This is a genomic window from Candidatus Arthromitus sp. SFB-mouse-Japan, assembly GCF_000270205.1.
In the GTDB taxonomy this organism is placed as follows: domain Bacteria; phylum Bacillota; class Clostridia; order Clostridiales; family Clostridiaceae; genus Dwaynesavagella.
This window is the reverse complement of the sequence record NC_015913.1, coordinates 1506993-1530985: the sequence shown is the minus strand read 5'-3', so window position 1 is coordinate 1530985 and position 23993 is coordinate 1506993. Positions and strand designations below refer to the sequence as shown.

Here is a 23993-nt window from a genome sequence, read left to right as displayed (position 1 = left end):
ATATTATGAAGATATTAGATGAAATTTTTAATAACTTAGGATTATCACAATCATATATTTTTTTTGGTGATGATATAGAGTTAATAAATAAATTTTCCTTGGAATTTGCATATAGGGTTATTGGAAGTAAAACAAATATTATGGACAGTATAATATTTTTGGGAAATAACATTAAATCTATTACTATAAATGATATTAGGTTTATTAAATCTGAGGTGATTAAAAAGTCTATTTATCATAAAAATAAAGTAGTCTTAATAAGTAATTCTGAGAGAATGAGTGTGGAAGCTCAGAATGCTATTTTAAAAACACTGGAAGATCAAAGTAAAAATGTATTTATAGTATTGATTCTTAATGATATTAATAAAATTTTGGATACAATAATATCTAGGTGCATAGTTATTAATTTCAATTCAATTTTAAAATCTAGCGAGAATAATTTTGGACGTATATATGGTGGAGAAGATTCTGAAAAAATATATGAATTATTAATAAATTCATTAATTAATTTTAGAATGTTTAAGTTTAATAATTTCAGCGAAAATATTAATAGTTTAGTTGCATATAAAAATAAATTGGATTTAATAACGGATATGATGTACATATTTATTAGGGATTTATTTATATATATTAAAATGAAAGATACTGATATAATTTCTAATGATAAATTTTTAGGATATATTTTAGAGTTAGGTAATTTGTTAAATTATTTTAATATAGATAAAAGTATTTTTGAGTTAGAGAAATTTAAATCTAGGGTTAATTTAAATATTAATTTTGGATTAAGTCTTAGGTTATTTATATTTAGGATTGGAGGAGACTGATGAGATGCGTAATAGGAGCTAGATTTAAAGATGTTGGTAAGATATATTATTTTTCATGTGAGGAATTTGAGGTAAAAGTTGGAGATAATGTTATTGTTGAAACATCGAGAGGTATTGAGTATAGTAAGTGTGTTATAGGAATGAAGTATGTTAATGATGAGGATTTAAACAATCCTTTAAAAAAATGTATAAGAATTGCGACAAGAGAAGACGAGAGCATTTATTATGAAAATAAAAGGAAGGAAAAGGAAGCTTTTAGTATAGCAAATGATAAAATAAGAGAACTTAATTTAAAAATGAATCTAATTGAAGTTGAGTACACTTTTGATAATAATAAAATAATTTTTTATTTTATTGCAGAAGGTAGGGTTGATTTTAGAGATTTAGTTAAAATTCTTGCTTCAATTTTTAAGGTTAGAATAGAATTGAGACAAATTGGTGTAAGAGATGAAGCTAAAAGTGTTGGTGGGATAGGTACTTGTGGAAGGACATTATGTTGTTCGACCTTTCTTGGTGATTTTACATCTGTATCTATAAAAATGGCAAAAGAACAAGAATTATCATTAAATCCAAGTAAAATATCTGGTATGTGTGGTAGATTAATGTGCTGTTTAAAGTATGAGCAGGATACATATGATGATATAAAGAAGAATATGCCTAAGATTGGCAGTATAGTTGATACTAGTTTTGGTAGAGCTGAAGTTATAGGATTAAGTATATTGAAAGAAAGAATTAAAGTTAAGATTATTGTTGATCAGGATGAAGAGATTGTGAGAGATATAGATATTAGTGATATAAAAGAGTGTATTTTTAAAAATAGCAGGGATAATGATAACAATACGAATTATTTTATAAATGATATTCTATAAAAGTTTAAAATTGATCAAAAAATATTTTATTAGTAGTTAAAATATAGTATTATAGATTATATATGGATAAATTTAAATTTATTATATATAATTTTTGGAGGTATTTTTGATGGCTTTTAATATTAGTGATGAGTGTATAGGATGTGGAACTTGTGCAGCAGATTGTCCTGTTATGTGTATATCTCAAAAGCATGATGGGAGATATAAGATAAATCCAGAAGAATGTATAGATTGTGGAACTTGTGCAGGTGTATGTCCTGTTAGTGCTATAAGCCAAGAATAGTTAAGGTAACAGAGGAAATTTACCCTCTGTTATTTTTTTAAAATTAGTAATTATGTTAAAATATGTTTAAATAGATATATATATTGATAATATAAGAATAAGAGTAATAGTATATTTTAGAGGTGATATTTTGGATAGATGTGAGAGGTGTAATAAGTATAAAGCAAATGTCCACATAATTAAGGTTTTTGATGGGATAAAAAAGGAACTAAATATATGTGAGAAATGTGCAAAGGAGCTTGGAGAGTTTAATTTAAATTATATGGTAAATGTTGAAGATGCATTTTCTTTAAATATTTTGGGAGGATTGTTAGAGTATTTTAATAATAATCAGCAATCATCAGTAATAAAAATAAATGATTCTAAATGTATGAATTGTGGTACAACTTATGCTGAGTTTAAAAATAGTGGTTTGTTAGGATGTGATGAATGCTATAATCAGTTTATAAAAATACTGACTATTTTTATAAAAAGAGTTCAAAAAAGTTCAGAACACATAGGGAAAATACCTTCTAGATGTGGATATGATGTAATTATTAAAAGGGAATTGATTATTTTAAAAGATAAATTACAAAAGGCTATTTTATCGGAAGAATATGAGAAAGCAGCAGAATTAAGAGATAGTATAAGGAGTATAGAAAGTAAAATTAAGGAGGAAGATTAGATGTTAACTAATTGGATTAATTCATCGGACAGTTATAATAATTTTATCTTGAGCAGTAGGATTAGATTAGCTAGAAATTTAAAAGGCATAAATTTTCCTCATAAATTAGATGATGATAATGCAATTGCTGTGATAGATAAAATTGAAAGAGGATTATCTGGTTATGAATATAGTTTTAAGAAAATAAAATTGAATGACCAAGACTATATAGATAATAATGTGTTATTGGAGAAACATTTGATAAGTAATGATTTAATTAAATTTTCTACTAAGAGTGCTTGTTTTATAAATGAAGATCAGACTATTAGTATAATGGCTAATGAGGAAGATCATTTAAGAATGCAGTTTTTTAATTCTGGATATAATCTTAAAGAGGCATTTGATGAAGCTATGAAATTGGATGATTTTATAGAGGAAAAGCTAGATTATGCTTTTAGTGAAAAGATAGGATATTTAACCACATGTCCTACTAATTTAGGAACTGGGATGAGAGCATCAGTTATGATGCATTTACCTGCACTTTCTATGACTGATCAAATATCAAAAGTGTATAAGGCTTTAACTCAAATTGGTATGACTATAAGAGGACTTTATGGGGAGGGTAGCAAGATAGATGGGAATATCTATCAGGTATCTAATCAGATAACGTTAGGTGTGAGCGAGAAAGATATATTGAATAATTTACATGCCATAGTGAATGAATTAGTAGATAAAGAATGTAATGTTAGAAAGTCATTATTTAATGATTTCGGAATTGAGATAAAGGATAAAATATTTAGGAGTGTTGGTATATTGGGTAATTGTTATTCTATAACATCTAAGGAAGCTTTAGAATATTTATCGTATATAAGATTTGGCATTGAAGAAGGCTTATTAAGCTCTAATATTTGTATGAATAAGATACTGATAGGTTGTCAACCAGCATCTTTACAATCTGATGTAAATAATAAGATGAATTCTAAGGAAAGAGATATTGAGAGAGCTAAATTTTTGAGGAATTCCATTAAGAATATAGAGATAATAGATAAAAATTAAGAAAGGTGGTAGTTTAATGTTTGAAAAATTGACTGAAAGGGCTAGAAAAGTTATTAGTTATTCTGGTGATGATGCATTAAAATTAGGACATGGTTTTATAGGAACAGAGCATATATTATTAGGATTATTAAGAGAAGATGGTCCTGCACAGAAGATACTGAATTCATTTGATGTATATTATGATGATATTTTTAAAGAAATTAGAACTATATTGTCTCCAGGAGAGATAGAGATAAAGAATAGTGAAATACCATTGACACCTAGAACTAAAAAAGTTATAGAAAGCAGCATAGATGAGGCTAAGAAACTGGGTCATAATCACGTATCACCTGAGCATATATTATTGGCTATCATAAATGAACCTGATGGAGTTGCGTATAAGATATTGGATAAAAAGGGTGTATCTGTAGTAAAAATATGGAATCAAACTATAAATGCATTAAATGTTACAATTGATGTGCAAAATCCACATGAAAAAGAGCAACAACTTAAAAATCTACCGACTCCTGTGTTAGATCAGCATGGTAGAGATCTTACTAAACTGGCTAATGAAGGCAAATTGGATCCTGTTATCGGAAGAGATACAGAAACACAGAGGGTTCTTGAAATATTATGTCGAAGAATAAAAAATAATCCATGCTTGATAGGTGATCCTGGTGTGGGTAAAACTGCTATTATTGAGGGTTTGGCACAGAAAATAATAGAAGGCAATATTCCGGAAATATTAAAAAATAAACGTGTTATAACTTTAGATTTATCGTCTTTAATTGCAGGAACAAAATATAGGGGTGAGTTTGAAGAAAGATTAAAAAAAATAATGGAAGAGATAAAGAGGTCTAGGAATATAATTTTATTTATAGATGAGATACATACTATAATTGGTGCAGGTGGAGCTGAGGGGGCAATAGACGCATCTAATATATTGAAACCTGCTTTGGCTAGAGGTGAAATACAATGTATAGGGGCTACAACTATTGATGAGTATAGAAAGTATATAGAAAAAGATACGGCTCTTGAGCGGAGATTTCAGCCTATATTTGTTGGAGAACCTAATGAAAATGAAACTATAGATATATTGATAGGTATAAGAGATAAATATGAAACGCATCATAAAGTTAAAATCACTGATGAAGCTATAAAATTTGCAGTTAGTTTATCAGTTAGATTTATTCCAGATAGATATTTACCAGATAAAGCTATAGATTTAATAGATGAGGCATCAGCTAAAATAAGAGTTAGAAATTTGACGGTTCCTATTGAAGTTAAGGAAATAGAGGAAGAGATAGCAAAAGTTGGTAAGGAGAAACAAGAAGCAATAACTTTGGAAGATTTTGAAAAAGCCGCATCTCTTAGAGATAAAGAACAGAAGCTTAAAGAAAGATTAGAAAATTCAAAAGAGAAGTGGAAAGTTGAAAAATATGATAAGGAATTTATACTTACTGAGCAAGAATTGGCATCTGTTGTAGCTAGTTGGACTAAAATACCTGTTGAGAAATTAACACATACAGAGTCTGAGAAATTATTAAAATTAGATGATATATTGAGGAGTAGAGTTATAGATCAAAATGAAGCTGTTATATCTGTTGCCAGAGCTGTTAAACGTGGACGTGTTGGATTGAAGGATCCTAAAAGACCTATTGGATCATTTATATTTTTAGGCCCTACTGGAGTTGGTAAAACTGAGTTGTGTAAGGCTTTAGCAGATGCTGTTTTTGGGAGTGAAGATAATATTATAAGATTTGATATGTCTGAATTTATGGAAAAGCATACAGTATCAAAAATTATAGGATCACCTCCGGGATATGTTGGATTTCAAGAAGGAGGACAATTAACGGAAAAGGTAAGAAGATCTCCATATTCTATTATATTATTTGATGAAATAGAGAAGGCTCATCCAGATATATTTAATATAATGTTGCAAATTTTAGAAGATGGTCATTTAACTGATTCGAATGGCAAAAAAATTAGTTTTAAAAATACAATAATAATATTAACTTCAAATATAGGTGCAAATATTATTAATAAAGATTCATCTTTGGGATTTGTTAATCATAAGAATGGTGATGAAGAAGTTTATAATAAAATTAAGGATAATGTTTTGAGTGAGCTCAAGAAAAGTTTTAGACCTGAGTTTTTAAATAGATTAGATGATATAATAGTATTTAAGCCATTAGATAAAAAGAGTCTTGTAAAAATATTGGATAAGATGTTAGATGATTTTAAATCAAGAGTATTAAATCAGAATATAATAATTAATTTTAATGATGATGTTAAAAATTATATACTTGAGAATAGCTCAAGTGAAAAATATGGAGCTAGACCATTGAGAAGGTCAATAACTAAGTATATTGAGGATAGTTTATCTGATCAAATATTATTAGGGAACATTAAGGCTAATGATAGTGTGGAAGTTATATTAAAGGATGATAAGATTTGTTATATAAAAAATACATAAAGATATAGTTGTTTTAACTATATCTTTAATTATTTTAAAAAAAATTGCCAATTAGTGGGAAATATGATTATAATAAACTTAAATATTAATTTAAATATTAACTTTTGGAGATTGGTTAAATGTATAAAAAATCTGATTGTATACTTTTGGCAGCTGGTAGGTCGAGACGTATGAATTCGGGAATAAGTAAACAATTTATGGAAATTAATGATAAACCTATATTATATTATTCTTTAAATAGTATTTTAAATAATGAGGGTATAGAGAATATATATTTAGTTTTAGAAGATATTTATGTAGAATATTGCCAAAAAAATATAATTGATAAATGGTTTTTTGACAGTAATAAAATAACAATAGTAGTTGGTGGTGATAATAGGCAAGATTCTGTGTATAACGCATTGAATATCGTTAAAGGCAAGTACGTTTTAATACATGATGCTGCCAGACCATTTTTAACTAAAGAATGTATAGATGATGCAATTAAATATGCGTATGAATATGGTGCCGCATCATGTTATATAACTTCTAATGATACAATAAAAATTAATTATAATGGTGAAATTAAAACTTTGAATAGGGAAAATTTATTGGTAATTCAAACACCTCAGTGCTTTGAGAAAAGTAAGTTGGTTTCTGCGTATAAGTATGTAAAGCAACATGGAATAATTATAAATGATGAGAGTAGTGCTCTAGATCTAATTGGAGAAAGGACATATTTTTATTTAGGAAATAGATTTAATATTAAAATAACAAGTCGAGAAGATATTTATATTGGAGAATCGATTCAGAAAGTATTTTAGGAGAGTTATATAATGAAAATATTTAATACATTAACTAGATCTAAGGAAGAGTTCAAACCAATCAATAAAGATATTATAAATATGTATGTTTGTGGACCTACTGTTTACGATTTATTTCATATAGGCAATGCTAGAACATTTATATTTTTTGATTGTGTTAGACGTTATCTTGAATACAAGGGATACTCAGTAAATTTCATACAAAATTTTACTGATATAGATGATAAAATAATAAATAAATCTTTACAAGAAAATAAGACTATATATGAAATTTCTGATAAATATATAGAGGAGTATTATATTGATTCCGATAGTTTAAATATAAAAAGAGCAACTCAAAATCCTAGAGCAACTGATTACTTAAATGAAATAATTGAATTGATATCAGAGCTAATGGACAATAGATTTGCTTATGAAATAGATGGAAATGTTTATTTTTCTATTAGGGAATTTAGAAGTTACGGAAAATTATTTGGGCAAGATTTAAATACATTAAAATCTGGATCTAGAATAAAAATAAATGAAAATAAAAAAGATGCGTTGGATTTTATATTATGGAAGAAAAATAAGGGGGAAGAGCCTGGATACAATTCTCCTTGGGGTGTAGGAAGGCCTGGTTGGCACACAGAATGTTGTTCTATGATATATAAATATTTTGATGGCAATACTATTGATATACATGGTGGAGGTATGGATTTAATATTTCCACATCATGAAAATGAAATAGCACAAATTGAAGCATTGGGAAATAAAAAATTGGCTAATTATTGGATGCATTGTTCTTTTCTGAATATGAATAATGAGAAAATGTCTAAATCATTAGGTAATTTTTTAACAGTTAGAGAAGTTTTAAATGTTTATAATCCTAACGTTATAAGATTTTTTTTGTTGTCAGTTCATTATAGAAATAATATTTCGTTTAGTAATTTACATATGGAATCTGCTAAAAAATCATTAGCTAGGATAAAAAAATCATATGTTAATTTGATAAATATTAAATCTTGTAATAATGCTGATAGTGATAATTATTTAGATGAGATCAAAAAATATTATGCTAAATTTATAAATAAAATGGAGGATGATTTTAATACTTCAGATGCAATATCAGTAATTTTTGAATTTATTAAATATATTAATAGGTTTGCAAATAGTTTTAATAGATTAGAAGTAATGGAAAGTATTAAAATTTTTAAAATTTTTTTTGATATTTTTGGTTTAGAATATGATGATAATAATGTTGATTGTAAAAATTTAGAAGATGATATAAAGGATATGGTAATACAGAGGCTTGAATTTAAACAAAAAAGGCAATTTGATAAATCAGATCTAATAAGGTCTGAATTAGAAAAAAAGGGGTATATATTGGAAGATATAAAAGGTGGAACAAGAATTTTAGATACAAATGATAATAATTTGATATATACAGTTTTATTATAAGTTATTTTTATGTAAATGTGGGGTATTAATGGATTGGAGTATATTAGGTATATATGTATATGATGAAGATAAGATGAAATATTTTAATATATTGAGTGTGGCATATATTGGTGATTGCGTGTATGAAATGTATTTTAGGAATTATATTATAAAAAGATTTGGCCATATAGATTCTAATAAATTACATTTAGAGGTTATAAAATATGTAAATGCTAAATTTCAAACTAATATTTATTATAAAATAAAGGATATATTTAAAGAAAATGAGATTTACTATTTTAAGAGAGGGAGGAATAGTAGAATTAAAACTATTCCTAAAAATTGTGGTATTGGAAATTATAAAATAGCAACTGGATTGGAAAGTGTTATAGGTTATTTATACATGATTGGAAATTTTAAAAGATTGGATTTTATATTTAATGAAATATTTAAACTAATTTAAGGAGAAGGTTAATTTTGGGAAAAGAGAGTATTATTTATGGAAGAAGAGTTGTACAAGAAGTTTTGAATAGTAAAATTAAGGTGGAGAGCATATATATAAGTAAGAATGTGAAGAAGGATAAAATTTTAGGTATATTGGAGTATGCTAAAAAAAAATGTATAAATATAAAAGAGATTTATAATAGTGATATGGATGTTCTATGTGATTATGGGGTACATCAAGGAATTGCGATTAAAATATCTGAATATAAATATTTTAAGATTAACGAGATTATAGATAATATCGATACTAATAGTAATGATATTGTGTTAATTTTAGATAGTATACAAGATCCAAGAAACTTAGGATCTATATTGAGAACTGCAGAAATTATGGGAATAAAGAATGTAATTATACCTCAAAAAAGAAGCTGTGGGATAAATAGTACTGTTTGGAAGGCATCTATGGGATCATTAGCATATTTAAATATTTGTAGGATTAATAATATTATTAATGTCTTATCTAAATTTAAAAATATGGGATTTAAAATTGTTGCAACAAGTTTAGATTCTACATCAAGTTTATGTGATATAAATTATAATTTTCCATTAATTTTAATTATTGGAAATGAGGAAATGGGAATAGGTGAAGATTTATTAAATCACTGCGATATTAAAATTAAAATACCGATGTACGGGAATATTGATTCTTTTAATGTTTCTGTAGCGGCAGGTATTATAATGTATGAAATTAAAAATATTCAAAGCAGGTATTGATACGGTGAAAATTATTTTTGTTGATGCATACAATGTTATAAATTCATGGCCGAATTTTAAAAATAGTAGGGATTTAGATTTTAGCATAGTTAGAGAAAAACTTATTAGTATGGTAGAAAGCTATGCTCTATTTAATGGATACAGAGTGTTTTTAATATTTGATGCTTATAATTCTGATTCTACAAATGAGAGAAAGATAGATATATCCGATAATTTAAGTATAATATATACTAATAAAGATGAATTTGCAGATACTTATATAGAGAGAATAGCACATAAGATGGCCAAAAAAGTAGAAATTATAGTAGTTACCTCGGACTATATGGAACAGCAAATTATTTTTCAGAGAGGTGCTTATAGAATGTCTTGTTTAGAGTTTTACAATGATGTATATAGAATTGATAAAAAAATAAATAAGCAAATAACTAAAAATAATCATAAAAACTCAGGTTTTTTACTTATTGATAATTTAGATGATAATATTTTACAAAAATTAGAAAATATGAGAAGGATTAAGTGACTTAAGAGGTGAATAGATGATTAATAGCTCGTTTGATATAGATGGTTTGAATGGTAATTATGATATAGAAGAGGAATTTATTTTAGATAAAGCTAAGCAAGGTGATAGTAAGGCGATAGAGATACTTATTAATAAATATAAGAAATTTATACAGTTGAAATCAAAATCTTACTTCCTTATAGGGGCAGATAAGGAAGATATATATCAAGAGGGATTAATCGGATTATATAAAGCTATTAGAGATTATAATAGTGATAAATTATCTAGTTTTAAATGCTTTGCCGAACTTTGTATAACTAGACAAATTATTACAGCTATAAAAACTGCCACTAGGCAAAAACATATACCACTGAATACATATATATCTTTAAATAAACCTATTTATGATGATGAATCTGATAAAACATTATTAGATATTACTGAATCATTAAAAATATCTGATCCAGAGGATTTATTTGTTGATAAGGAACAAATAAGTGAGATAGAAAGACATGTTTTAAGGAATTTATCTAAATATGAAAAGGTAGTTTTACATTATTACATTATAGGTAGGAGTTATCAGCAAATTGCATATTTATTGGATCGACAACCTAAATCTATAGATAACGCAATACAACGAATAAAGAGGAAATTAATAAAATGCTTTAATAAAGATTAAATAAATTAATTAATATAAAGATTAAGTGTGTTGACACTTATTTTTAAATAGATTAAAATTTATTTAAGTAATATTCATGTAATTTAGTGATATATTGCGATTTTTAATATTATTGCATAAATTCTACTAATGAGTCCTAAATAGATGGAGGTATTTATAGAGATGTCAAAAGCTAAATTTGAGAGGAATAAACCGCATGTTAATATAGGGACGATAGGACATGTTGATCATGGTAAGACTACATTGACAGCGGCTATAACGACAGTATTAGCAAACAAAGGATATGCTGAAGCATTTAAATATGACGAGATAGATAAGGCTCCGGAGGAGAAAGAGAGAGGTATAACGATAAATACAGCGCATGTTGAGTATGAGACGGATGGAAGGCATTATGCACATGTTGATTGTCCGGGGCATGCTGATTATGTTAAGAATATGATAACTGGAGCTGCTCAAATGGATGGTGCGATATTGGTTGTATCTGCAGCTGATGGACCTATGCCACAGACAAGAGAACATATATTGTTGGCTTCTAGAGTAGGAGTTGATTATATAGTAGTGTTTTTAAATAAAGCTGATATGGTTGATGATGAAGAGTTATTGGAATTAGTAGAGATGGAAGTAAGGGATTTATTAAATGAGTATAAATTTCCTGGGGATGATACACCTATTATAAAGGGATCAGCATTAAAGGCGTTAGAGAATCCTACTGATACGGATGCTACAGCTTGTATAATGGAGTTAATGGATGCCGTAGATAGCTATATTCCTACGCCTGAGAGAGCTACGGATAAGCCTTTTTTAATGCCGGTTGAGGATGTGTTTACTATAACAGGAAGAGGAACAGTAGCTACTGGAAGAGTAGAGACTGGTGTATTGAAGGTGCAAGAGGAAGTAGAAATAATAGGATTGAAAGAAGAAAAGAGCAAGACAGTAATTACTGGGATAGAAATGTTTAGGAAATTATTAGATGAAGCTCAAGCAGGAGATAATATAGGTGCGTTGTTAAGGGGGATTCAGAGGTCTGATATAGAGAGAGGTCAGGTATTAGCTAAACCTGGGACAGTAAATCCACATACAAATTTTATAGGTCAAGTATATGTTCTTAAGAAAGAAGAGGGTGGTAGACATAAGCCATTTTTTGATGGATATAGACCACAATTTTATTTTAGAACGACAGATGTTACAGGTAATATAAAATTACCAGAAGGAAAAGAGATGGTTATGCCAGGAGATCATATAGATATGGAGGTTGAATTGATAACTCCGATAGCTATGGATGAGGGATTAAGGTTTGCCATAAGAGAAGGTGGAAGAACAGTAGGATCTGGGGTTGTTTCAAAAATAAATAAATAGTTTTATTTTTGAGATCGTGAGTAGATATTTACTCACGATCTTATTGACAAATAAAATTATATATGATACTTTAAACTACAGTTGAAGTTTGGGGGTGCGTATTTAATGAGGATTAATGTAATACTAGCTTGTAGCGTGTGTAGGCAACGAAATTATAATACGGTTAAGAATAAAAAAAATGATCCTGAGAGGATAGAATTGAAAAAATATTGTAAGTTTTGTAAAGAGTATGTATTTCATAAGGAAACAAAATAGAAGTGTAGGGAGGGTTTTAGTTGAGTAATAGAAAAAACAAAAAAGAGAATTTATTTTCTGGAATTGTTAATGAATTTAAAATTATTACTTGGCCTAAATCTAAGGAATTCAAAAGTACCACTGGTATTGTTTTGATATTTGTTTTCTTGTATATAGTTTATATAGGTTTTTTTGATTTAATATTGAAGAAAGTTTTTGATTTATTGTTTAAGTGATAAATTTTAAGGAGAATATCTATGAGCACTGTATTATCCAATTGGTACGTTTTACATACTTATTCAGGATATGAAAATAAGGTTAAAAATAGCTTGGAGAAATTGATTGAAAGCAATAGTTTACACGATTATATATTAGAAATAGTTGTGCCAACACATGAAACTATAGAAAAAAGTGGTAATAAGATTAAAAAAGTGTCTAAAAAAGTTTATCCAGGATATGTATTTGTAAAAATGATAATGAGTGATGAAATGTGGTATAGAGTGCGCAATATAAGAGGAGTTACAGGATTTGTAGGACCTACAGGCAAGGAAGCTGTTCCGTTAGATCAAGAAGAAATAAGATTTATAGAATCGTATGTAGCTGAAAATCAGGATGATTTATATAAGGTTGGGAATAGTGTTAAAATTAAATCTGGAATTTTAAAAGGTAAATATGTTGTAATAAGGGAAGTTGATAATAAAAATAAAAGAATAAAAGCAAGTATAGATGTTATTGGCAATAATATTGTGGAGATAGATTTTTGTCAATTAGATAGATTATGAAACTATAATTATAGGAGAGGTGAATTATGGCTAAAAAAATAGTAGGTATGATAAAATTACAATTACCTGCAGGAAAAGCAACTCCAGCACCACCTGTGGGTCCTGCTTTGGGTCAGCATGGTGTTAATATAATGGCATTTTGTAAAGAGTTTAATGCTAAGACTGCAGATAAATCTGGATTGATAATACCAGTAGTTATTTCTGTGTATCAAGATAAATCGTTTAGTTTTATAATGAAGACCCCCCCTGCAGCTGTGTTGCTTATGAAAGCTCTAGGTCTTGAGAAGGGTTCTTCAGAGCCTAATAAATCTAAAATTGGAAAGATTAGTATTAATAAAGTTAGGGAGATTGCTGAGTTGAAATTCGATGACTTAAATGCATCTAATATTGATTCAGCTATGGATATGATATGTGGTACTGCTAGGAGCATGGGTATAGAGGTAGAAAATAATTAGTTAGAGGGAGGTGTATAGCATGGGTAAGAATTATTTAGAAAGTATAAAATTGATTGATAGAAATAATTTTTATAATCCAAAAGAAGCTTTTGAGGTTTTATCTAAGATATCTAAAGCTAAATTTAACGAAACGGTGGAATTACATGTAAAATTAGGAGTCGATCCTAGACATGCAGATCAGCAAGTTAGAGGTACAGTATTGTTACCTAATGGGACAGGGAAGGATATAAAGATATTAGTTTTTGCTAAGGGAGATAAGGCGAAAGAAGCTGTAGATGCTGGAGCTGATTATGTTGGAGATCATGAATTAGTTAATAAGATACAAAATGAAAATTGGTTTGATTTTGATATAATAGTTGCTACTCCAGATATGATGGGTGTAGTTGGACGGATTGGAAAATTGTTAGGTCCAAAAGGATTAATGCCAAATCCTAAATCTGGAACAGTAACTTTTGATATTAGTAAGACTGTTTCGGAAATAAAAGCAGGTAAAGTAGAATATAGGATAGATAAAACAGCTATAATACATGTTGGTATTGGTAAAAAAACTTTTTCTGTTGAATCTTTACTAGAAAATTTTAATACTATAATGTCAGCTATAATAAAATCTAAACCAGTTTCAACTAAAGGGCAGTATATAAAAAGTATATCAGTTTGTAGCACTATGAGTCCTGCGTTAAGAATAAATATTTCAAAAATAAGTTAATCCAGAGATAATAGGTCTAGTTTTAAAAATTGGATAATGTTTATGCGCCTATTTAGGAGAAAGTTTGTATTTATGTTATTGCATTTATATGATTTTGATTGCAAAGGTTTCTCTTAAATAATTTAGAGGAGCTTTATTTTTATATAAGGGGGTGTGATTAACTTGACAAAAAATATGTTAAAGAAAGTTGAAAAAGTAAGTGAAATTAGGGAAAAATTTCAAAGAGCTAAGTCTATAATTTTAGTAAATTATCAAGGAATAAATGTGGAGCAAGATACTAAATTAAGAAAAAAAATGAGAGATTTAGATCTTGAATATAAGGTATATAAAAATAGATTAGTCAAAATTGTAGCTGAAGAATTAGGGTATGATTTTTTATTGGAACATTTGGAAGGAACTACATCTATAGCATTTAGTTATGGAGATATCATAGCACCGGCTAAAATTTTAAGTGAGTTTTCTGAAAAATTGGAAAAATTTTCTTTTAAAGTTGGTGTAGTTGAAAGTGAATACTATGATAAAGAAAAGCTTCAGAAACTTGCTAATATACCTTCAAAGGAGATACTCATATCAAAATTACTTGGCAGTATAAAATCGCCAGTTTTAAATTTTGTATACGTATTTAATGCTATAAAAGATAAAAAAGATAGTGAAAATTGATTTATTTTAGGAGGAATGATATTTATGGATAAAGAACAGATAATTGAAGCAATAAAAAATATGAGTGTGTTAGATTTAAATGATTTAGTAAAAATGTGTGAAGAAGAGTTTGGTGTTAGTGCTTCTGCTCCTGTAATAGTAGGAACTAGTGTTGCTGATTCGTCTGAGGAAAAGACAGAATTTGATGTTGTACTTTCTAATGCTGGATCAGAAAAATTGAAAGTTGTGAAGGTTGTGAAAGAAATATGTGGACTTGGTCTTAAAGAGGCTAAAGAGATAGTTGATGGAGCTCCAAAAACGTTAAAAGAAGCTGTTTCTAAGGATGAAGCTGAGAAAATTAAGTCACAACTAGATGAAGTTGGAGCTACTGTTGAATTGAAATAATGATATTATTGAAATTAGGAGAGGGTGTTTTCGCCCTCTCCTAATTTCATATGTTATTGATTTTGTTTGGTTGACTAAGCGAGATATATGTGGTACTATCTTAAAATGTATATAAATGTCTGATTTTATATGTTTTATTATTATTTTATGTGTAAATTTATATTTAAAGTTGGTAGAAATATTAATAAAGATATATTTTTATTATTTTTTATATAGTACTATAGAAATTTGTTAAGTGTAAGTGTTTGTAATTTAAAATAAATTTACGTGATTTTACTTGAAAATAAGGAGTGAAATTCATGATATATCCTCTTAAGGTAGGTAAAAGAACTAGAATGAGTTTCGGCAAAGTTAAAGATATAATTGATATGCCGAATCTTATAGAGGTTCAGTTAAATTCTTATGAATGGTTTTTGAAAGAAGGATTATTAGAAGTTTTTGCGGATGTAAATCCTATAAAAAGTTTCAATGGTAAACATATATTAGAATTTATTGATTTTAAATTAGATATTGCTTCTACTAAATACAACATGGAAGAATGTAAAGAAAGAGATGCTATATATGCCGCTCCATTGAAGGTTAAGGTTAGGTTACAAAATTTAGATACTGGGGAGCTTAAAGAACAAGAAGTTTTTATGGGAGATTTGCCAAGAATGACGCCTCAAGGAACTTTTATTATTAATGGAGCTGAACGTGTAATAGTTAGTCAATTAGTCAGATCTCCAGGAGTATACTATAATTATGAAGTTGATAAAAATGGTAAAAAATTATTTTCATCGAGTGTTATACCCAATCGAGGTGCTTGGCTTGAATATGAAACTGATTCTAATGAGGTGTTGTATGTTAGAATTGATAAACAAAAAAAGTTATATGTAACTTGGTTTATAAAGGCTCTGGGTATATCATCTTCTGAAGATATTATAAATTATTTTGGTAATGATGAACGTTTGCAAAATACTTTAAATAAGGATGATTCTGAAAATCAGGAACAGGCCCTTATAAAAATATATGACAAGTTAAAACCATCAGAACCAGCTACACCTGAAAGTGCTAAAAATTTAATAGATCAATATTTTTTTGATCCTAAGAAATATGATTTATCAAAAGTTGGTAGATACAAGTTTAATAAAAAATTATCATTGAGGAATAGGATTGTCAATCATATCGCATTTAACGATGTTTTTGATCCTATAACAGGGGAAATATTAGTTGAAAAAGGAGAAAAAATAACTGTAGAGAGTAGTTATAGAATTCAAAATTCAGGTATAAATTTTATGGATTTATTAATAAATGATAAGTGTGTTAAGGTTGTTGGGAATAATTGGGTTAATATAAAAGAATTTGTAGATTTTGATTTGAGTGACGTTGGCATTAATGATTACGTTTATTATCCTGTTCTTAGATCTGTACTTGATAATTGTTCCTCAAGTGATGAAATTAAGAAAGAATTAATTAAGAATATACATGATTTAATACCAAAGTATATAACCACAGATGATATTTTTTCAATTATAAGTTATATACTCGGACTTAATAATGGTATTGGATATGAAGATGATATAGATCATTTAGGAAATAGAAGACTTAGATCTGTTGGAGAACTTTTGCAAAATCAATTTAGAGTTGGTTTGGTCAGAATGGAAAGAAATATAAAAGAAAGAATGATGTCTATCGAACCTGAAATGATAACTCCCCAAAATCTTATTAATATTAGACCTGTTGCAGCTGCTGTTAAAGAATTTTTTGGGAGTTCGCAGCTATCGCAATTTATGGATCAAACTAATCCGTTATCTGAACTTACTAATAAAAGGAGGTTATCTGCTCTAGGTCCTGGAGGATTATCTAGAGATAGAGCTGGGTTCGAAGTAAGGGATGTTCATAATTCGCATTATGGGAGAATGTGTCCTATAGAGACTCCTGAGGGACCTAATATAGGGCTTATAAATTCACTTGCAACTTATGCTAAGGTTAATAATTATGGATTTATAGAAACTCCTTATAGGAAAGTTGATAAGGATACTGGTAAGGTTACAAATGAAATTATATATATGACAGCTGATGAAGAAGATCAATATTTGATAGCTCAATCTAATGAGCTTATTTCCAGTGAAGGAGAATTTCTAAATTCTAGGATCGTTGTTAGAAGTAAAGAGGGTATGCTTTTAGTATCATCAGATAAGGTTGATTATCTAGATATATCTCCAAGACAAATTGTATCTGTTGCAACTTCCATGATTCCTTTTTTAGAAAATGATGATGCCACTAGAGCACTTATGGGATCTAATATGCAACGTCAAGCTGTTCCATTACTTAAGGCTAGTGCACCGATAGTTGGGACTGGAATAGAATATAAGGCTGCTATAGATTCGGGTGTTTTAGTTAAAGCTAAGAAAGCTGGAATGGTATGCTATGTAAGTGCTCAAGAAATAAGAGTAAGGAGGGAGCTGGATAATAAAATAGATACATATAAGCTTCTTAAGTTTAAGAGATCTAATCAAGGTACATGTATTAATCAGAAACCTATTGTTAATAGGGGGGATTTTGTAGAAGAAGGAACTGTTTTAGCAGATGGACCGTCTACAGATCTTGGAGAAATTGCTTTAGGTAAAAATATAAAGATAGGTTTTATAACTTGGGAAGGATACAATTATGAAGATGCAATGCTCATATCTGAACAGCTTGTTAGAGATGATGTGTTTACATCTATACATATAGAAGAATATGAATGTGATTCACGCGATACAAAGTTGGGTCCGGAAGAAATAACTCGTGATATACCTAATGTGGGTGAAGACGCTATAAAAGATTTAGATTCAAATGGTATAATAAAGATAGGAGCAGAGGTTAGGACAGGTGATATTCTTGTAGGTAAGGTAACACCTAAGGGTGAAACTGAACTTACTGCGGAAGAAAGACTTTTACGTGCTATTTTTGGCGAGAAAGCTAGGGAGGTTAGAGATACTTCTTTAAAAGTTCCTCATGGTGAGCAAGGAATAATAGTTGATGTAAAAATATTTACTCGTGAAAATGGTGATGAATTACCTCCAGGAGTTAATCAATTAGTTAGATGTTATATAGCTCAGAAGAGAAAAATATCAGTTGGTGATAAAATGGCGGGGCGTCACGGAAATAAGGGAGTCATTTCCAGGGTTTTACCAGAAGAAGATATGCCGTTTTTACCTGATGGAACGCCACTTCAAATTTGTTTAAATCCACTTGGAGTGCCTAGCCGTATGAATATAGGTCAAGTTTTAGAAGTTCATTTGGGTCTTGCTGCGAGTGCTCAAGGATGGCATGTTGCAACACCTGTATTTAATGGGGCCACGAAAGAGGAAATTGAAGAATGTTTAGAGAATGCTGGATTTGATAGGGATGGTAAGTTAACACTTTATGATGGAAGAACTGGCGAACCATTTGATAATCGTGTTACTGTTGGCTATATGTATATATTAAAGTTAGCTCATTTAGTTGATGATAAGATACATGCAAGATCTACGGGACCATATTCTCTAGTAACTCAGCAGCCGCTTGGAGGTAAGGCACAATTTGGAGGACAAAGATTTGGGGAGATGGAAGTTTGGGCATTAGAGGCATATGGTGCAGCTCATATGTTACAAGAGATACTTACTGTTAAATCTGATGATATTGTTGGTAGGGTTAAGACATATGAAGCAATTGTTAAGGGTGAAAATATACCCGAGCCGGGTGTCCCAGAATCATTTAAGGTTTTAATAAAGGAATTACAAGCTTTATGTTTGAATATAAAAGTCTTGAATGAAAATTATGAAGAAATAGAAATTAAAGAGACTCTAGAAGATGAAATGAATGATATAGATGTATCTTTTGAAGATTCTATTAAATATGATGATGCTAGAGAGTTGCCGCCTGAGTCAGAAATTTCTGATTATCATGAAGATGAAGATGAAGATGAATTTGATGATGTGTTATTAACAGAAGATATTATGAATGCCGAAGAATTCATTTCTGATAATGACTATTAGGAAGGAGTAGATTTATTAGTGGTTGAGTTGAATAATTTTGATGCCATAAGAATAGGTTTAGCATCTCCTGAGCAAATTAGAGAGTGGTCTAGGGGAGAGGTTAAAAAACCCGAGACTATAAATTATAGGACTTTAAAACCAGAAAGAGATGGTCTTTTTTGTGAGAGAATATTTGGACCTACTAAAGATTGGGAATGTCACTGTGGAAAGTATAAGAGAGTTAGGTATAAGGGTATTGTTTGTGATAGATGTGGTGTGGAGGTTACTAAATCAAAGGTTAGACGTGAAAGAATGGGTCACATTGAATTAGCAACATCTGTATCACATATATGGTATTTTAAGGGTACTCCATCAAAAATGGCTTTGTTACTTGAAATGCAGGCAAGGGTTTTAGAAAAAATACTTTATTTTGCATCGTATGTTGTATTAGATCCGAAGGAAGTTACTTTACTACAAAAAGGGCAAATATTATCAGAGAAAGATTTTAGGGAATATAGTGAGAAGTTTGGGGAAGGTTCATTTGAGGTTGGCATGGGAGCAGAGGCAATAAAACAACTTCTTATGGATTTAGATTTAGATAGTTTATCAAATAAACTTAAGGAAGAATTGAAAAATAGTACTGGTCAAAAGAAGGCTAGAGTTATTAGGAGACTTGAAGTAGTTGAGTCTTTTAGGAAATCTAATAATAAACCGGAGTGGATGATAATAGACGTTATACCAGTTATACCTCCTGAACTTAGACCTATGGTAATGTTAGACGGTGGAAGGTTTGCCACATCAGATTTAAATGATTTATATAGAAGAGTTATAAATAGAAATAATAGGTTAAAAAAATTATTGGATTTAAAAGCACCAGATATAATAGTAAGAAATGAGAAGAGGATGCTTCAAGAATCTGTTGATGCTTTAATAGATAATGGTAGGAGAGGTAGACCTGTAACTGGACCTGGGAATAGGCCGCTTAAATCTTTATCAGATATGCTTAAAGGAAAGCAGGGAAGGTTTAGACAGAATCTTTTAGGTAAACGTGTCGATTATTCTGGAAGGTCTGTAATAGTTGTTGGTCCAGAGTTGAAATTGTATCAATGTGGATTACCTAAAGAGATGGCCTTGGAACTTTTTAAGCCATTTGTGATGAAGAAATTAGTAGATTCAGGTATTGCTCATAATATTAAAGCAGCAAAAAGAATGGTTGAAAAAAATATGAATCAAGTTTGGGATATATTAGAGGAAGTTATAACTGATCATCCAGTGTTATTAAACAGAGCACCAACACTACATAGATTGGGAATTCAAGCATTTCAACCAGTTTTAGTTGAGGGTAGGGCAATAAAATTGCACCCACTCGTTTGTACGGCTTATAATGCGGATTTTGATGGAGATCAGATGGCTGTTCATGTACCTTTATCTATGGAGGCACAAGCTGAAGCTCGATTTTTAATGTTAGCAGCTGTTAATATATTGAAACCTTCTGATGGTAAACCAGTATGTGTTCCGTCTCAAGATATGATATTAGGATCATATTATTTAACTATGGATAACCCTTCATTTAATGATAGGGATATAAAGAGTTATTCGAATTCTGAAGAAGCTATAATGGCCTTTGAATTGGGGTATTTAAATATACATGAAAAGATAAAACTAAGGGTTGAGAAAGAGATAAATGGTGAAAAAAAATCTAAATTAATAGAAACAACTGTAGGTAAAATTATATTTAATGAATCTATACCTCAAGATCTGGGTTTTGTCGATAGGGAAAAGGAAGAAAATTTATTTGAGTTTGAAATAGATTTTCTTGTTAATAAAGGTAAGTTAACAGAAATAGTAGATAGATGTTATTTAAAACATGGTCCATCTGAAACCGCATCTATGCTTGATCAAATTAAAACTAAGGGATATCATTATTCTACTATAGGGGCAATAACAGTTGCTGCATCTGATATGATAGTTCCTACAGAAAAGGAAAATATAATTAGGGAATCAGAAGAAAAAGTTGATACAGTGAGTAAAAAGTTTAGACGTGGATTGATGACTGAAGATGAGAGATATAATTCAGTTATAGAGATTTGGAATAGCACAACCGATAAAATAGCAGATGTGCTTATGAATAGTATGGATAAATTTAATCCTATATCGATGATGGCAGATTCAGGAGCTAGAGGATCTAAAAGTCAGATAAAACAACTTGCTGGAATGAGAGGGCTTATGAGTAATCCATCGGGTAAAATAATAGAGCTCCCAATTAAGGCTTCTTTTAGAGAGGGACTTGATGTTTTAGAGTATTTTACATCAACGCATGGGGCTAGAAAAGGGAATGCTGATACAGCTTTGAAAACAGCAGATTCTGGATATTTAACAAGGAGATTAGTTGATGTAAGTCAAGATGTTATAATAAGAAGTGAAGATTGTGGGAGTGTTGATGGAATTTATGTAAGTGAGATTAAGGATGATAATTCTATTGTTGAAAGTTTAAGTGAGAGACTTATAGGGAGATATGTAGCTGAGGATATAATAGATCCTAAAAGTAATAGGATTTTAATTAAAAGAGACCAATATATAACTAATAGTATGGCTAAAATTATAGCTGATATTAATGAAGATACTGATAGAGAAGAAAGTGAAAAAATATTGAAGGTCAAAATAAGAAGTGTATTTACTTGTGATTCTAGAATTGGTGTTTGTGCTAAGTGTTATGGCATGAATATGGCAACTGCAAGAGAGATAAGCATAGGAGAATCGGTTGGGATAATTGCTGCTCAATCCATAGGTGAGCCTGGTACACAGCTTACAATGAGGACATTCCATACAGGAGGAGTTGTCGGTGCGGATATAACTCAAGGGTTACCTAGAGTTGAAGAATTATTTGAAGCAAGAAAACCGAAGGGGCTTGCTATAGTTTCGGAAATAGATGGCATTGTAGAGTTTGAAAATACTAAGAAAAAGAGACTTGTTAAGATTGTATCTAATGAGGGAGAATTTAGGGAGTACGATATACCTTTTGGATCTAGGGTGAAGGTTGAAAATGGTATGCGTATAGAAGCGGGTTCTATAATTACTGAGGGATCTATAAATCCACAAGATATATTAAGAATAAAAGGAATAGATGCTGTTAGGGAATATTTATTATCTGAGGTTCAAAAAGTTTATAGATTACAGGGTGTTGACATAAATGATAAACATCTTGAGGTCATAATAAAGCAGATGACTAGAAAAGTTAGAGTTGTGGAGGCAGGTGATACAGAAATACTTCCGAATTCTATTGTTGATATATCATATTTTAATGATGAAAATAAACGAGTTAAAGATGATGGACTCAATGAGGCTGAATGTGAGAGGGTTTTGCTTGGAATAACAAAAGCATCTTTATCTACTGAATCTTTCTTATCAGCAGCATCATTTCAAGAAACCACAAAAGTATTAACTGATGCTGCAATAAAAGGAAAGATAGATCCCTTGATAGGATTAAAGGAAAATGTAATAATAGGTAAATTAATACCTGCAGGGACAGGAATGAATCATTATAGATCTATGAAAATAAATTATGGGAATGATGATAATCTTGAATACACTATGGTTTGATATTCCTGTATGTATTGACTTAATATATCTAGGGTGTTAAAATACTTAAGTTAATAATTAATTCATTTGGTAAAAAGTTTTATTTATTTTGTTCGAGTTATTTTAGTTTTAATAAGAATTAGAAAGAGGTGATAATAATGCCAACTATTAATCAATTGATCAGAAAAGGTAGAAAGAAAGTAGCATATAAATCAACAGCTCCAGCTATGAAAGGATGTCCGCAAGTTAGGGGAGTTTGTACATTGGTTAAAACTATGACCCCTAAAAAACCTAATTCAGCTTTAAGAAAAGTTGCTAGGGTTAGATTAAGTAACGGTTACGAAGTTACGGCATATATACCTGGAGAGGGACATAACCTACAAGAGCATAGTGTTGTTTTGATAAGAGGTGGGAGAGTAAAGGACTTACCAGGAGTTAGATACCATATAATAAGAGGAGCTCTTGATTCTGCAGGTGTGCAAGATAAAATGCAAGCAAGATCAAAATATGGAACTAAGAAAGCTAAGAAATCTGCTAAATAAACATATATATAATTTGGCTTTACGACAGTTTGGTCGAGTACCGGTGAATTAGAATTGGTTTTTAAGGAGGGAAGTAAAATGCCAAGAAAAGGACATGTATTTAAAAGAGAGATTTTACCTGATCCTATTTATGATAATTTAGTTGTGACGAAACTTATAAATAATATAATGAAGGATGGTAAAAAAGGCGTTGCTCAGAAGATATGTTATGATGCGTTTAGAATAGTAGAGGAAAAGACATCTAAGGATGCTTTAGAAGTTTTTGAAACTGCTATGAATAATATAATGCCTATTTTAGAGATTAAATCACGTAGAATTGGTGGAGCTACATATCAGGTGCCTGTAGAAGTGAGATCAGAAAGAAAACAAACCTTGGGAATAAGATGGTTATTGATCGCTGCTAGGAAAAGAAGTGAAAAATATATGAAAGAAAGATTAGCTAATGAATTAATAGATGCTTCTAATAATACTGGAGCGGCTGTTAAAAAAAGAGAAGATACTCATAAAATGGCTGAAGCTAATAAGGCATTTGCACATTATAGGTATTAAGTATTTAATATTTACTGTTTT

At 29.6% G+C, this 23993-nt stretch carries 24 protein-coding genes; all 24 read left to right on the top strand.

Annotation, left to right across the window (positions count from 1 at the left end; genetic code table 11):
• Nucleotides 1-5: 5 nt before the first annotated feature.
• The 24 genes from SFBM_RS07305 (at nt 6) to rpsG (ending at nt 23972) form a co-directional block, all read left to right on the top strand.
• Entirely contained in the window at nt 6-824 is an 819-nt protein-coding gene (locus tag SFBM_RS07305) for a DNA polymerase III subunit delta' (protein WP_005805103.1), read from the top strand.
• On the top strand, nt 824-1693 hold the full coding sequence (locus tag SFBM_RS07300) for a PSP1 domain-containing protein (protein ID WP_005805104.1): 870 nt from the start codon (nt 824-826) through the stop codon (nt 1691-1693). The genes SFBM_RS07305 and SFBM_RS07300 overlap by 1 nt, the downstream gene beginning before the upstream one ends.
• A 109-nt stretch (nt 1694-1802) precedes the next feature.
• Nucleotides 1803-1976 carry a 4Fe-4S binding protein gene (locus SFBM_RS07295; RefSeq protein WP_005805105.1) on the top strand — a complete coding sequence of 58 codons (174 nt, stop codon included), beginning with the start codon at nt 1803-1805 and terminating at the stop codon, nt 1974-1976.
• 130 nt (nt 1977-2106) lie between these two features.
• A complete protein-coding gene (locus SFBM_RS07290) occupies nt 2107-2640 on the top strand; it encodes a UvrB/UvrC motif-containing protein (protein WP_005805106.1) in 534 nt (177 codons plus the stop codon).
• A complete protein-coding gene (locus SFBM_RS07285) occupies nt 2641-3675 on the top strand; it encodes a protein arginine kinase (RefSeq protein ID WP_005805107.1) in 1035 nt (344 codons plus the stop codon). It abuts the gene before it with no gap.
• Between the two features lie 16 nt (nt 3676-3691).
• A complete protein-coding gene (locus tag SFBM_RS07280) occupies nt 3692-6130 on the top strand; it encodes an ATP-dependent Clp protease ATP-binding subunit (protein ID WP_014018070.1) in 2439 nt (812 codons plus the stop codon).
• 119 nt (nt 6131-6249) lie between these two features.
• Nucleotides 6250-6933 carry a 2-C-methyl-D-erythritol 4-phosphate cytidylyltransferase gene (gene ispD / locus SFBM_RS07275; RefSeq protein WP_005805109.1) on the top strand — a complete coding sequence of 228 codons (684 nt, stop codon included), beginning with the start codon at nt 6250-6252 and terminating at the stop codon, nt 6931-6933.
• A 12-nt stretch (nt 6934-6945) separates the two neighbouring features.
• Nucleotides 6946-8370 (top strand): cysteine--tRNA ligase, encoded by a 1425-nt coding sequence (gene cysS, locus SFBM_RS07270; RefSeq protein WP_007440646.1) that lies wholly within the window; start codon nt 6946-6948, stop codon nt 8368-8370.
• Between the two features lie 28 nt (nt 8371-8398).
• Nucleotides 8399-8812 carry a Mini-ribonuclease 3 gene (locus SFBM_RS07265; RefSeq protein WP_005805112.1) on the top strand — a complete coding sequence of 138 codons (414 nt, stop codon included), beginning with the start codon at nt 8399-8401 and terminating at the stop codon, nt 8810-8812.
• A 14-nt stretch (nt 8813-8826) separates the two neighbouring features.
• A complete protein-coding gene (rlmB, locus tag SFBM_RS07260) occupies nt 8827-9567 on the top strand; it encodes a 23S rRNA (guanosine(2251)-2'-O)-methyltransferase RlmB (RefSeq protein WP_005805113.1) in 741 nt (246 codons plus the stop codon).
• On the top strand, nt 9536-10087 hold the full coding sequence (locus SFBM_RS07255; RefSeq protein ID WP_005805114.1) for an NYN domain-containing protein: 552 nt from the start codon (nt 9536-9538) through the stop codon (nt 10085-10087). Before rlmB ends, SFBM_RS07255 begins: the two co-directional genes overlap by 32 nt.
• A 16-nt stretch (nt 10088-10103) precedes the next feature.
• On the top strand, nt 10104-10745 hold the full coding sequence (gene sigH / locus SFBM_RS07250; RefSeq protein WP_005805115.1) for an RNA polymerase sporulation sigma factor SigH: 642 nt from the start codon (nt 10104-10106) through the stop codon (nt 10743-10745).
• Nucleotides 10746-10907: 162 nt separating this feature from the next.
• A complete protein-coding gene (gene tuf, locus SFBM_RS07245; protein WP_005805135.1) occupies nt 10908-12101 on the top strand; it encodes an elongation factor Tu in 1194 nt (397 codons plus the stop codon).
• A gap of 105 nt (nt 12102-12206) precedes the next feature.
• The gene (gene rpmG / locus SFBM_RS07240) at nt 12207-12356 is read left to right on the top strand and encodes a 50S ribosomal protein L33 (protein ID WP_005805117.1); all 150 of its coding nucleotides are present in this window, start codon (nt 12207-12209) and stop codon (nt 12354-12356) included.
• A gap of 20 nt (nt 12357-12376) precedes the next feature.
• Complete coding sequence (gene secE, locus SFBM_RS07235) at nt 12377-12571, top strand: preprotein translocase subunit SecE (RefSeq protein WP_005805119.1); 195 nt, start codon at nt 12377-12379, stop codon at nt 12569-12571.
• A gap of 21 nt (nt 12572-12592) precedes the next feature.
• A complete protein-coding gene (nusG, locus tag SFBM_RS07230; RefSeq protein ID WP_005805121.1) occupies nt 12593-13117 on the top strand; it encodes a transcription termination/antitermination protein NusG in 525 nt (174 codons plus the stop codon).
• A 26-nt stretch (nt 13118-13143) separates the two neighbouring features.
• A complete protein-coding gene (rplK, locus tag SFBM_RS07225) occupies nt 13144-13572 on the top strand; it encodes a 50S ribosomal protein L11 (protein WP_005805123.1) in 429 nt (142 codons plus the stop codon).
• Between the two features lie 19 nt (nt 13573-13591).
• The gene (rplA, locus tag SFBM_RS07220) at nt 13592-14278 is read left to right on the top strand and encodes a 50S ribosomal protein L1 (protein ID WP_005805124.1); all 687 of its coding nucleotides are present in this window, start codon (nt 13592-13594) and stop codon (nt 14276-14278) included.
• Nucleotides 14279-14440: 162 nt separating this feature from the next.
• Entirely contained in the window at nt 14441-14938 is a 498-nt protein-coding gene (gene rplJ / locus SFBM_RS07215; protein ID WP_005805126.1) for a 50S ribosomal protein L10, read from the top strand.
• Nucleotides 14939-14962: 24 nt separating this feature from the next.
• Complete coding sequence (rplL, locus tag SFBM_RS07210) at nt 14963-15322, top strand: 50S ribosomal protein L7/L12 (RefSeq protein WP_005805127.1); 360 nt, start codon at nt 14963-14965, stop codon at nt 15320-15322.
• Between the two features lie 299 nt (nt 15323-15621).
• Nucleotides 15622-19323 (top strand): DNA-directed RNA polymerase subunit beta, encoded by a 3702-nt coding sequence (rpoB, locus tag SFBM_RS07205; protein WP_005805129.1) that lies wholly within the window; start codon nt 15622-15624, stop codon nt 19321-19323.
• A gap of 18 nt (nt 19324-19341) precedes the next feature.
• Nucleotides 19342-22902, top strand: coding sequence for a DNA-directed RNA polymerase subunit beta' (gene rpoC, locus SFBM_RS07200; RefSeq protein ID WP_005805130.1), 3561 nt, complete (start codon nt 19342-19344; stop codon nt 22900-22902).
• A 137-nt stretch (nt 22903-23039) separates the two neighbouring features.
• Complete coding sequence (gene rpsL, locus SFBM_RS07195) at nt 23040-23423, top strand: 30S ribosomal protein S12 (RefSeq protein ID WP_005805132.1); 384 nt, start codon at nt 23040-23042, stop codon at nt 23421-23423.
• A 78-nt stretch (nt 23424-23501) separates the two neighbouring features.
• The gene (gene rpsG / locus SFBM_RS07190) at nt 23502-23972 is read left to right on the top strand and encodes a 30S ribosomal protein S7 (RefSeq protein WP_005805133.1); all 471 of its coding nucleotides are present in this window, start codon (nt 23502-23504) and stop codon (nt 23970-23972) included.
• The last annotated feature ends 21 nt before the right edge of the window (nt 23973-23993 follow it).